The following is a 12,813-nucleotide window of genomic DNA, read 5'->3' as shown; positions in this document are numbered from 1 at the left end:
TATACTGAATCCGTAAACATAAATTTATTTTACGTTTACGATATTCACACTTAGTTCCACCCACTGAAAAACAGCGGGCGCGTTAACCTGGTGTATGTAGTAAGGGCAAAGCCAAGCGGTGCCGCAGATCCTGGTCCGGGCAGAAAACAACGCTTTTATTGTTAGATTAAGTTGTACAGACGGACGCGAAACGTAGCGGTTCTGACAAAATAACTTTTATCCTAAACGTGCTGAAAATCAACACCAATGTACAGATTTAATTATGATTTAATCTTTATTACATAAGTCAGTCTTGCTATAAAACGTTCATGAAATAACGCTTTGCCCTTGATTTTTCATGTCAATTTGTGGCGGGATGTTTCCATAAATGTCACAAAACGGCTAAAATATCGCCATTCTGAGAACTTCAGGGCGCTGAAAAGATTTTTTTAGTTATGCGATTCAGCCAGCATTTCCCACCGGGACGACAGCTTCGTTTAAGCAGACAACCCGTTGAAAACGGCACTGAAATTTGAGTTAAGTCGACCTGCGCGGCGTCCCGTCCTGCCAGGAAAGTTCTGGAAAAAATCCGCAGCGCATTAAAAATCGGTAAACTCCCGGTTTTGTCATATTGATGAGGGTGCTGCACCCCTGCTGATAAGAGGCGCGACGGCCATAGATTGCCGGCCGATGCTACACTTTTTCGCTTTATCACTGATGAATCTGACCTATGACCGCACTGGACGCTGCACAACAACATCAACAGCAGAGCCGCCTGAACTGGGGCACCCGCACCATCTTTCTGATCAACGGGTTAGGCATGTCAGCCTGGGCACCGCTGGTGCCGTTTGCCCGTGATCGTCTGCAGCTGAGCGGCGCCTCACTGGGTGCGTTGCTGCTCTGTCTCGGCATCGGTTCACTGGCGGCGATGCCGGTCACCGGCACGCTGGTTGCGCGGTTTGGCTGCCGTCGGGTGATGTGCTTCTCCACTCTGTTAGTGCTGATCATGATGCCGCTGCTGGCCACGGCGGACTCGCATCTGCTGATGGCGGCCGCGCTGATGCTGTTTGGTGCCGGGCTGGGCATGCTGGATGTCGCCATGAATTATCAGGCGGTTCAGGTTGAACAGGCGGCGGGTAAGCCGATGATGTCCGGCTTTCATGGCTTCTTCAGCCTTGGCGGCATTCTGGGAGCGGGGACGGTCAGCCTGCTGCTGAGCCAGTCGTTCTCTCCGCTGGCCGCTACGCTGGTGGTGATGGCCGTGATGCTGCTGCTTTTACTGTGGCGCATCCCGGTTTTAATGAATGAGCGTCTCCATCAGCCCGACCAGCCCTGGCTGGTGATCCCCCGTGGCTGGGTCGCGTTTCTCGGCCTGCTCTGCTTTATTCTCTTTCTGGCAGAGGGCGCGGTGCTCGACTGGGGCGCGCTGCTGCTGCTGCAGAACCCGGCGATGTCAACGGCCTATGCCGGCCTCGGCTATGCCACCTTCTCTGTGGCAATGACGCTGGGGCGGTTCAGCGGCGATAAAATCATTCAGCGCTTTGGTCGCTATCCGGTCATGATAACCGGGGCGCTGACCGCCGCAGCGGGCATGACGCTGGCGGTGTGGCTGCCGTGGCCGGAGATCGCCCTGCTGGCTTTCCTGCTGGTCGGCTTTGGTTTATCCAATACGGTGCCGATGTTGTTCAATGCTGCCGGGAATCAACGGGATATGCCCGCGAACCTGGCGATTTCTGCCATGACAACGCTGGGATATGCGGGTATTCTCTCAGGTCCGGCTTTAATCGGATTCATTTCGCAATGGATCAGCCTCAGCGGCGCGTTTTTAGTGATCGCCCTGCTGCTGTTAGTGGTAGCCGCCAGTGCGCGAAGAGTTGCGCGATAATTCAGGTACCTGACACGCTATGTTGTATAAGTTTCCACTGACATCCGGCAATGTCACCCGCTTTTTTGTGGTTTTCAATCTGGTGCTGCTGCTGGCGCTGGGCTTTATGGTGCAGAACTCCGTGAATGCCTGGCTCACCGGAAAACGCTATGCCATGGACGATCTGGCCCGCGACGTTCAGAAGCGTATCGACGCCTATCGCTTTGCCACCTGGCAGATCTATGAAAACCTCTCCACCAGTGCGGCAGGAACGCCTCCGGGCAGCAGCCTGCAGGAGACGCGCCTGCGTCCTGACGTCTACTATCTGGAAAAAACCCGCCGCAAGACCGAAGCGCTGATCTTCGGATCGCATGACAGCAGCACGCTGGATATGACCATGCGGATGTCCAACTATCTGGATACGCTCTGGGGCGCGGAAAACCCGACCTGGTCGATGTACTTTTTGAATGGTCAGGACAATAGCCTGATCATGATCTCCACGCTGCCGCTGAAGGATATGGCGACGCGCTACAAAGAGAGCGCGATCAGTTCAATGGTGGACAGCCGTCGCGCAGAAATGCTGCAGCAGGCAAACGCGCTGGACGAGCGTGAGAGCTTCTCGCCCCTGCGTCACCTCGCCTTCCAGAACGATCACTACTTCACGCTGCGCACCACCTTTAATCAGCCGGGCCACCTGGCCACCGTGGTCGCCTTTGATCTGCCGGTGAACGATCTGGTGCCGCAGAATATGCCGCTGGAGAATTTCCAGCTGCGCCAGGACAGCTCACTGCCCTCTGCCAGCAGTGAACAGCAGGAGGTGGAAAATACGCACATCTCGCTGGTTAACCCGAACGTCGAGATTGCTGCCACGCTGCCCAGCACCCCGCTGCAGCTGGTCTATCAGGTGCCGATTACCCGCCTGATCGTCGACACGCTGCACAACCTGCTCTGGCCGCTGCTGATCAACCTGCTGCTGTTCCTGCTGTCGCTGGGCGGTGTGATGCTGCTGCGTCAGCAGTCCCTGCGCCCCAGTGAGAACCAGAGCGCAGAACTCGACTCGCTTCGGGTACTGAATGAAGAGATTGTGGGCAGCCTGCCGGTGGGCCTGCTGGTCTATGACTTTGCCAGCAACCGCACCCTGCTGAGCAACAAGATTGCAGAGCATCTTCTGCCGCACCTCAATCTGCAGAAGATTATTAATATGTCCGACCAGCATCAGGGCGTTCTGCAGGCTACCATCAATAACGAAGTGTATGAGATCCGCCACGCCCGTAGCGTGCTCTCACCCCATACCCAGCTGTTTATGATGCGTGACCAGGATCGCGAACTGCTGGTGAACAAGAAGCTGCAGAAAGCGCAGCAGGTTCTGGATCGCAACCATCAGATGCGTCAGCAGCTGCTGCACAATCTTGGCCATGCGCTGAATCAGCCGCTGGAGAAGATCGTGGCGCAGCTGGTGCAGCTCAGTCAGCGGGATGCCGATGAATCCGTACTCGACCTGCTTGATGAGAGCCAGGGGCTGGCGCGGCTGGTGGATGATATCGTGCTGCTGAACCGGCTGGAGGCGCACGATTGGTCACCGGATGCCACCATCTTCAACCTGCAGGAACTGCTGGATGAGATCGCACTGGAAAGCCTGCCGCTGATGCGTCGCAAAGGGTTGTCACTGGTGGTCAATAACCATCTGGCCAATGATGAGATGCGCTTTGGCGACCGTCGCGCCCTGCGTAAGGTGCTGACCACCCTGATGCACTATGCGCTGACCACCACCCGCTGGGGAAAAATTACCCTGGAAGTTAAGGTTGCGAATAAACAGGCCGATAGACTCATCATCGAACTGGTTGATACCGGCGCGGGCCTGACCGTGGATGAGCTGGCGAATGTCGACTTCCCCTTCCTGGGCGACACCAGCCAGGATCGATATGGTCAGGCGTCAGGCATGGCCTTCTTCCTCTGTAAACAGCTTTGCAAGCAGATGGGGGGCAGTCTGGATATCGTCGCGAAAGCGGATATCGGCACCCGCTATAATATGCAGCTGCCGATGGCACTGGAGCAGAAGCAGGAAGAAGAAGAGGAAAAAATTCTGGATGGGGTCACCGCCCTGGTGGAGATCACCGTGGAGGACGTCCATAAAATCGTCTGCCGCCATCTGGAAAACTGGGGAGCGCGCTGTCTCACTCCGGACGAGCGTATTTCCGGACAGGATCACGACGTGCTGGTAACCGACGATCCGTCGAAGCTGAGCGGCTGGGCACTGCTGCTGGCGGAAGATGAACTCGGTCATCATGCACTGAACGACCAGCAGTATCGGGTCAATTTCAATCTCAGTAATGCGCTGCTGGATGCATTGCTGGCCCTGATTGAGAAGCAACTGTCGCATGATGTGATGGATAATGACAGGGAAGACGACACAGCCACGCCATTGATGAGCGGCGGCTATTTCCAGCTGTTTACCGAGACAGTACCGGTTGATGTGAAGAGACTGTATACTGAGTCAGCAGAAAAGGACTACGACTCGCTTGCTCAGACAGCGCATCGCCTGAAGGGCGTGTTTGCCATGCTCAACCTGTCTCCCGGCAAACAGCTTTGTGAAGAGTTAGAACACCACATTAAAGCGTGTGACGATTCAAACATTACAAATACCACCAGTGATATTGACGCTTACGTCAATCAACTGCTGCAGCAAGGTAACCAATAAGATGAATAACTTAAATGTAATTATTGCCGATGACCATCCAATTGTCCTTTTCGGTATCCGAAAGTCTCTGGAACAAATTGAATGGGTCAACGTTGTAGGTGAGTTCGAAGACTCAACAGCACTGATCAACAATCTGTCCAAGCTGGATGCTAACGTCCTGATCACCGACCTTTCAATGCCTGGTGAGAAGTATGGCGACGGCATCACGCTGATTAAATACATCAAACGCCACTATCCGGATCTCTCCATTATTGTTCTGACGATGAACAATAACCCGGCGATCCTGAGCTCTGTGCTTGATCTCGACATCGAAGGCATCGTGCTGAAACAGGGCGCGCCAACCGACCTGCCGAAAGCGCTGGCAGCCCTGCAGAAAGGCAAGAAATATACGCCGGAAAGCGTGGCGAAACTGCTGGAGAAAATCAGCGCGGGCGGTTACGGCGACAAGCGCCTGTCACCGAAAGAGAGCGAAGTGCTGCGTCTGTTCGCAGAAGGTTTCCTGGTGACAGAAATTGCCAAGAAACTGAACCGCAGTATCAAAACCATCAGCAGCCAGAAGAAATCAGCGATGATGAAACTGGGCGTGGATAACGATATTGCCCTGCTGAACTACCTCTCCTCTGTCAGCCAGACCCAGGTCGAAAGAGACTAATCGATCGCTGAGGCGGTGCAGCCTGCACCGCCTCCCCTCTGCCCTACTTCATGCGCGTTTTACGCACCCGCTCAGCATAGATTGCCAGCGTGCTTTTCAGCACATCTAACGTCACCGGTTTCGACAGGCAGTTATCCATGCCCGCGTCCATACAACGCTGCTTCTCTTCGGCCAGCGCATTTGCCGTGACGCCAATGACCGGGAAGAGATGCCCCAGCTGACGCAACCGCTGCGTCAGGCGATACCCATCCATGTTCGGCATGTTCACGTCGGTCAGTACAATGTCGATCTCATTGCGGCTCAGCACGTTAAGCGCATCGACGCCATCCTGGGCGGTTTTCACCTGATACCCCAGCGTGCCGAGCTGTTCTGAAAGCAGCATGCGGTTAATCGGATGGTCATCGACGATCAGAACCATGATGTCATCGTTGTGAATCTTCTCTTCCACCGGGCCAGCCAGCAGCAGCGCATCTGCCGCGTCGTGGCCGAGGGAGATGCGATAGATTCGCGCCAGCAGCGCCGGCACCTCATGCAGTGTGGCGGTCGAATGAACCCAGCGTCCAGGCTGACGTTCACGCGGCATATCCACATGCGATCCATCAAATGTGACCAGCGCCCGCAACGGTAGATCGATCTCCAGCTCGTAATCGGTCATCACCACATCGTCGGGGCCCGGTCTGCCGTGATAATCCGCAACCTGAATCCCCTGCTGCTGCATCTGACGCGTGATAAACGCCGCCAGATAATCATTGCGCATCGCCAGCCAGATTTTCTTCTCCTGCAAATCCTCCAGCAGCATCAGCGACGGCTTCTGCCCTTTGTAGACGGGAATACGCACAATGAACTGACTGCCCATGCCCGGCTCTGAGTCGACCTCAATGTCGCCGTCCATCATATTGATCAGCTTTTCACAGATCGCCAGTCCCAGCCCGGTGCCCTGGAAATTACGCTGCACGCCATTCCCGACCTGGAAGAAGGGATCGAACAGGCGCGGCAGCTCTTTCGCCGGAATCCCGACTCCGGTATCGCGCACCCGGAAGGCCAGATAGCCCTGCGAGACGTAGGCGTGCAGGATAATACAGCCGGTGTGGGTGAACTTAATGGCGTTGTTCAGCAGGTTGGAGATCACCTGTTGCAGACGCAGCGGATCGCCATCCAGCACCTGCGGAACGTCATGTTCGATAAAGCAGTAGAGCGTCAGCCGCTTCTTCACCACCAGCGACAGATAGTTGCCGACGATGTGGGTCACGATTTCACGCGGTGCAAACGGACGCGGCTCGATCTTCAGCTGCTCTGACTCGATTTTAGAGAAGTCGAGGATATCGCTGATGATTTTCAGCAGCAGGCTGGAGGAGTTGTTCATCGCCGTCACCAGCGAGTCAATCCCGCTGGGCAATTGCCGGGTCTGCAGCAGATCGAGGTTACCGATAATCCCATAGAGCGGCGTGCGCAGCTCATGGCTGACGGTGGCAAGGAACATCGACTTCGACTGGCTCGCCTGCTCTGCCGCATGGGCCATCTCCTGCAGCGACTGCTCCATGCGGACACGGGCCGACACATCCACCAGTACACAAATCGCCACGTTTTCATTGCGATAGCGCGAATGGACAAAGCTGATTTGCAGGTTGGTGTTGCTGCCGGTGAGCACATCAACAAAGTTAACCTGCTGGCCGCCGATAATCTCATTCAGCCGCAGGCGATCTTCCTGGGTCAGCAGGGTCAGGTAATTGTGCGCCAGCTCGTTACTCAGAATATTGGTGCCGTCGCTGGTGCGTAAAATACAGATCCCCACCGGCGCCGAGGCCACAATCTTACGGTTGAACTGCTCATGCTCCTCCAGCCGGTGCGCATTCTCCTCGGCGGGCAGGAACATACGGCGCTCAAACAGCCAGGCGAGCGTAAACAAAATAATGGCGCTGAACACATTGAGCAGCAGCGCATTGATGATCATCAGCTTCAGCTGATCCATCATCACGTCGGTGGGTATCGACCACACCACGTTGAGATCGGAAGGCGGCAGCGGCTTTTTCAGCACCAGCTGACGGTAACCATTCAGATAACCGAACCAGGTTTTGTCATCGGGCAGACTGTCGAGCGAGAAGCCCAGCCCGCCCCGGCGCGAATTGAGCAGTGGACGATAATTTTCGTCGGTAATCGAGGCGATGATTGGCAGACTGCCCGGCTGAATAAACTCATCCAGGCGGATATTCTGTTCGACGCCCAGCAGCGCCTGCAACTTATTGGCCACGTAGACCGGCACCACCATGTAGAAGGTGCCGACACCCGGCTGAGCACTGCTGTTGATCCAGTACATCGGGTTGCGGCGCTCTTCTTCGTTGCTGTTGCGGTAGCGCAGCACATTCTCACGCAGCGATTTCAGGCTGCGCTCCCGATCGGCGGTGCTGCTGCCAATCGTAAAGTCAGCCAGACACTGGCTTTCCCCTCCGATAAAGAACACCCGGTTCAGCTCATACGAGGAGGCGAAGTTGCTTTTCCAGTAGTTGATGTAATAACTGAGGGAGTCGAGCGAGTTGCGCCAGGTGTTGCTCATGGCGGTGCAGTCGCCATCTGAAAATAGCGGCGTAAACTGCGGCTGGGTCGTTTTACCCGGGATCATGCCGGTCAGCGCATCCATGCCGTTGCTGGCATTCGTCAGCCGGTTCTCCGTGATATATTTCAGCTCCCGCATCATGTCGGCGGAGTGCCGCACATACCACTGTATCGTGCCGTAATTGCTGGCAAACTCCTGACGAACCTGCGTCTCTTTATTGTGCAGCACGCTGATGATGTAAAACGCGGTAAGAACAGCGCCCAGCGTCCAGATTAGCAGCGCCAGCGCGCGGAAAAGATAGCGCGAGATGCGAAGCGTAGTGCGGAAAGAGACAGGATATTTCAAAGGGAACTCGCAGTTGGCAAGGTTAGTCGCATCATCAATTTTTATTGCCCATACACTAGCTTCATCGGGCGAAAAAAGCCAGCCAGCGGAAGGCCCGGCAGGCAGTTTGGGACGCTTTTCGGACAGCTTTTGCCGCCACGCCTGACGTCCCCCATCCCCCGCCTGAAGCGAAACCGTTTTCCAGCCAGAAAGAGCTGAAGCGACACCACATCCCGGCGAGAAAAAGCTGAAGCAACACCCTATCCCGGCGAGAAAGGCCTTTCGATCGCAGCGGCCTCACCGCCACACCCACAAGAATCCGCATCCTCCAGTCCGCGCACTCACCCGCCTGAAGCGACACCTTATCCCGGCGAGAAAGGCCTGCCATGCCCGAAGAGCAAAGCGTCCACGCCAGGGATGGCGTGGCCGATCCGCTGGGATGCGGGAATCCTTTGCGATCGGGCATGGCGGGCCTTTCGATCGCAACGGCCTGAAGCGACACCATACCCCGCCGAGAAAAGCCTTTCGATCGCAGCGGCCTCACCGCCACACCCACAAGAATCCGCATCCTCCCGCCCGCGCACTCACCCGCCTGAAGCGACACCCTATCCGGCGAGAAAGGCCTGCCATGCCCGAAGAGCAAAGCGTCCACGCCAGGGATGGCGTGGCCGATCCGCAGGGATGCGGGAATCCTTTGCGATCGGGCATGGCGGGCCTTTCGATCGCAGCGGCCTGAAGCGACACCACATCCCGCCGAGAAAGGTCTTTCGATCGCAGCGGCCTCACCGCCACACCCATCTGCGGCCAAACGCCCCTGCAAAAAAAACGGCAGGCCGGGTTTCCCCTGACCTGCCGTTTCTGCAACGAACCTCAGCTTATGCCAGACAACTTACTCGTCGTCTTCAGCCGCGTCGTCTTCGTCTTCCGCTTCCGGTGCAATCTCTTCATCATCAGAATCCGCTTCAGGCGCGATATCATCCTCGCCTTCCGCCACGCTGCCGTCGATTGAATCCAGCTCTTCCTCTTCAACCGGCTCGGCGACACGCTGCAATCCGACCACATTCTCATCCTCTGCGGTGCGGATCAGAATCACACCCTGGGTATTACGACCCACGATGCTGACTTCTGAAACGCGGGTACGCACCAGCGTACCGGCATCGGTGATCATCATAATCTGATCGCTATCCACCACCTGAACAGCGCCAATCACCGGACCGTTACGATCGGTCACCTTGATTGAAATCACACCCTGCGTCGCACGCGACTTGGTCGGGTATTCGCTGTTGGCGGTACGCTTGCCGTAACCATTCTGCGTCACGGTAAGAATCGCACCCTCTTCACGCGGCACAATCAGAGAAACTACGCGATCGCCTTCAGCCAGCTTGATACCGCGAACACCTGACGCTGTACGGCCCATGGCACGCACAGCGCTCTCGGCGAAGCGCACCACTTTACCGGCGGCGGAGAACAGCATCGCTTCGTCATTACCGTTGGTCAGCGCCACACCGATCAGCTCATCGTCGTCACGCAGATTCACGGCAATAATGCCGGCGCTGCGCGGACGGCTGAACTCTTTCAGCGCGGTCTTCTTCACGGTGCCCAGCGCGGTCGCCATAAAGATATTGAAGCCTTCGGTATACTCGCGAACCGGCAGAATCGCCGTAATACGCTCGTTCGCTTCCAGCGGCAGCAGGTTGACGATTGGACGTCCACGCGCACCACGGCTCGCTTCCGGCAGCTGATAAACCTTCATCCAGTAGAGACGGCCACGGCTGGAGAAGCAGAGAATCGTATCGTGGGTATTAGCTACCAGCAGACGATCAATGAAGTCCTCTTCCTTGATGCGTGCCGCTGACTTGCCTTTACCACCACGACGCTGCGCTTCGTAGTCACTCAGCGGCTGATACTTCACATAGCCCTGATGCGACAACGTCACCACCACGTCTTCCTGATTGATCAGGTCTTCGATGTTGATGTCCGCGCTGTTCGCGGTAATCTCGGTGCGACGATCGTCACCAAACTGATCGCGCATCAGCTCCAGCTCTTCGCGGATCACTTCCATCAGACGCTCAGCGCTCGACAGAATAAGCAGCAACCCGGCGATCTGATCCAGCAGCGCTTTATACTCATCCAGCAGCTTCTCATGCTCAAGGCCGGTCAGTTTCTGCAGACGCAGATCCAGAATCGCCTGAGCCTGCTGCTCGGTCAGGTAGTACTGACCGTCGCGGATGCCAAACTGCGGCTCCAGCCACTCCGGACGGGCGGCGTCATCACCGGCACGCTCCAGCATCGCTGACACGTTACCGAGATCCCACGCCTGCGAAATCAGACCCGCTTTTGCTTCTGCCGGCGTTGGCGCACGGCGGATCAGCTCGATGATCGGATCGATATTCGCCAGCGCAATCGCCAGACCTTCAAGGATATGCGCACGGTCACGGGCTTTACGCAGTTCAAAAATGGTACGGCGCGTCACCACTTCACGACGATGGCGAACAAAGGCTTCCAGAATCTCCTTCAGCGCCATAATCTTCGGCTGACCCTGATGCAGGGCAACCATGTTGATACCAAACGAAGTCTGCAGCTGAGTCAGTGAATAGAGATTATTCAGCACCACTTCGCCGACCGCATCACGCTTAATCTCGATCACGATGCGCATGCCGTCTTTGTCAGACTCATCGCGCAGCGCGCTGATGCCCTCGACACGCTTCTCTTTCACCAGCTCTGCAATCTTCTCGATCAGGCGGGCTTTGTTGACCTGATAAGGCAGCTCGTGAATGACGATGGTCTCGCGGCCCGTTTTGGCATCCGCTTCCACTTCGCCACGCGCACGAATATAAATCTTACCGCGTCCGGTGCGGTACGCTTCTTCAATGCCACGGCGGCCGTTGATGATGGCGGCGGTCGGGAAGTCAGGTCCCGGAATGTGCTCCATCAGCCCTTCAATGCTGATGTTCTCATCTTCAATGTAGGCCAGGCAGCCGTTAATCACTTCGCGCAGGTTATGCGGCGGAATATTGGTTGCCATCCCCACGGCGATACCGGAGGAACCGTTAACCAGCAGGTTAGGGATTTTGGTCGGCAGAACTTCAGGGATCTGCTCTGTGCCGTCATAGTTCGGCACAAAATCGACGGTCTCTTTTTCCAGGTCAGCTAACAGATCGTGGGCGATTTTTGACATGCGAACTTCGGTATAACGCATCGCCGCGGCAGAGTCGCCATCGATGGAGCCGAAGTTGCCTTGTCCGTCCACCAGCATGTAACGCAGGGAGAAAGGCTGGGCCATACGTACAATGGTGTCGTAAACGGCGGAATCACCATGCGGGTGATATTTACCGATAACGTCACCGACGACGCGGGCAGATTTTTTATAGGGTTTGTTCCAGTCGTTACCCAGTTCGCTCATCGCAAAGAGTACGCGACGATGCACCGGCTTCAGGCCGTCACGCACATCGGGTAAAGCTCGGCCAACGATGACCGACATGGCGTAATCGAGGTAAGAAGTCTTTAATTCTTCTTCGATATTGACCGGTGTAATTTCTCTCGCAAGGTCGCTCATGGAGCCGCTATCCCTCTACTTAATCCCGGATTTTAAAGGTGCGAAAGTATATCACACTGCAATGCTCTGGTGAACGTTAACCACCGATTTCACCCGCTTTTCCTTGTGCCTGAAAGGTGTGCCATCGGCGGTTAAGCGTTTATACTGTGGGGACATTTTGTCAGGAGTTACGATTCAATGAATGCACAACCGCAGAATCATCAGCAGAACGTCGATGCACAGGAAATTGCCAAGTTTGAGGCCGTTGCCTCGCGCTGGTGGGATCTGGAGGGTGAATTTAAACCGTTGCACCGCATTAACCCGCTGCGCCTGGGCTATATCGCGGAGCACAGCAACGGTTTGTTCGGTAAAACCGTGCTCGACGTCGGCTGCGGCGGCGGCATTTTAGCCGAGAGCATGGCGCGCGAAGGTGCGGTAGTGACCGGACTGGACATGGGAGCGGAACCTCTGGCGGTCGCACGTCTGCATGCCCTTGAGAGCGGCGTCACGCTGGACTACGTGCAGCAGACCGTCGAAGCGCATGCGGAAGAGAACGCCGGAAAATATGATGTGGTGACCTGTATGGAGATGCTGGAGCACGTTCCGGACCCGCGCTCGGTGGTACACGCCTGTGCGCAGCTGGTTAAGCCGGGCGGCGAGGTCTTCTTCTCCACGCTGAATCGCAATCCCAAAGCCTGGCTGCTGGCGGTGTTCGGCGCAGAATATGTGCTGCGCATGGTGCCACGCGGCACCCATGACGTGAAAAAGTTTATCCGTCCCTCTGAGCTGCTCGGCTGGGTCGATGAAACCACCCTGCGTGAACGTCACATCATTGGCCTGCACTACAACCCGGTGACCAACCGCTTCAAACTGGCACCCGGCACCGACGTCAATTATATGGTGCACACCCACCGCGCCCGCTAAGTCTCTGGCCCGCCTCTTTCTCCGGCGGGCCTTCTCCCCGCGCAGCCGCTCAGACCACCACACCATTCTGATATCTGCCAGTCACTTAGCTCAGGCTGGCCCTGACAGATTTCACCTGCCCGTCCGCCTTTTCTGCCAGAGCCGCAGAGCGCTAGCGGCTTTTGCGCAATTTTCATCCCTTTTTCTGCGCACATCTGAGGATTGAATAAGAAATACGCGTCCGATCAAATTAACAAAAAAAAGTGTGATCGGGTTGACAGGGTGTCAGGCCTTATAAGGCGTGGGC

General features: G+C 56.2%; 6 protein-coding genes. 4 read left to right on the top strand and 2 right to left on the bottom strand.

Features of this window, described 5'->3' with window-relative positions; genetic code table 11:
* The first annotated feature begins 709 nt into the window (after nucleotides 1–709).
* The 3 genes from S7A_RS06640 to rcsB are packed head-to-tail and all read left to right on the top strand — an operon-like array spanning nucleotide 710 to nucleotide 5,193.
* Nucleotides 710–1,864, top strand: coding sequence for an MFS transporter (locus S7A_RS06640; RefSeq protein ID WP_009089072.1), 1,155 nt, complete (start codon nucleotides 710–712; stop codon nucleotides 1,862–1,864).
* A gap of 19 nt (nucleotides 1,865–1,883) precedes the next feature.
* Nucleotides 1,884–4,541, top strand: a complete 2,658-nt coding sequence (rcsD, locus tag S7A_RS06635) for a phosphotransferase RcsD (protein ID WP_009089070.1) — start codon at nucleotides 1,884–1,886, stop codon at nucleotides 4,539–4,541.
* Nucleotide 4,542: 1 nt separating this feature from the next.
* Nucleotides 4,543–5,193: a response regulator transcription factor RcsB gene (gene rcsB, locus S7A_RS06630; protein ID WP_009089068.1), complete on the top strand. Its 651-nt coding sequence runs from the start codon at nucleotides 4,543–4,545 to the stop codon at nucleotides 5,191–5,193.
* Between the two features lie 43 nt (nucleotides 5,194–5,236).
* Here rcsB and rcsC read toward each other — a convergent pair whose 3' ends face one another.
* Nucleotides 5,237–8,089 (bottom strand): two-component system sensor histidine kinase RcsC, encoded by a 2,853-nt coding sequence (gene rcsC / locus S7A_RS06625; RefSeq protein ID WP_009089067.1) that lies wholly within the window; start codon nucleotides 8,087–8,089, stop codon nucleotides 5,237–5,239.
* Nucleotides 8,090–8,957: 868 nt separating this feature from the next.
* Entirely contained in the window at nucleotides 8,958–11,624 is a 2,667-nt protein-coding gene (gene gyrA / locus S7A_RS06615) for a DNA topoisomerase (ATP-hydrolyzing) subunit A (RefSeq protein ID WP_009089063.1), read from the bottom strand.
* Nucleotides 11,625–11,801: 177 nt separating this feature from the next.
* Here gyrA and ubiG point away from each other — a divergent pair, with 177 nt between their 5' ends.
* Nucleotides 11,802–12,527, top strand: coding sequence for a bifunctional 2-polyprenyl-6-hydroxyphenol methylase/3-demethylubiquinol 3-O-methyltransferase UbiG (gene ubiG, locus S7A_RS06610; RefSeq protein ID WP_009089062.1), 726 nt, complete (start codon nucleotides 11,802–11,804; stop codon nucleotides 12,525–12,527).
* Nucleotides 12,528–12,813: the final 286 nt, after the last annotated feature.

It is taken from the genome of Pantoea sp. Sc1, from assembly GCF_000255315.1.
Lineage (GTDB): Bacteria > Pseudomonadota > Gammaproteobacteria > Enterobacterales > Enterobacteriaceae > Pantoea > Pantoea anthophila.
The sequence above is the reverse complement of the archived record's forward strand: the minus strand, read 5'-3'. Positions and strand labels throughout refer to the sequence as shown.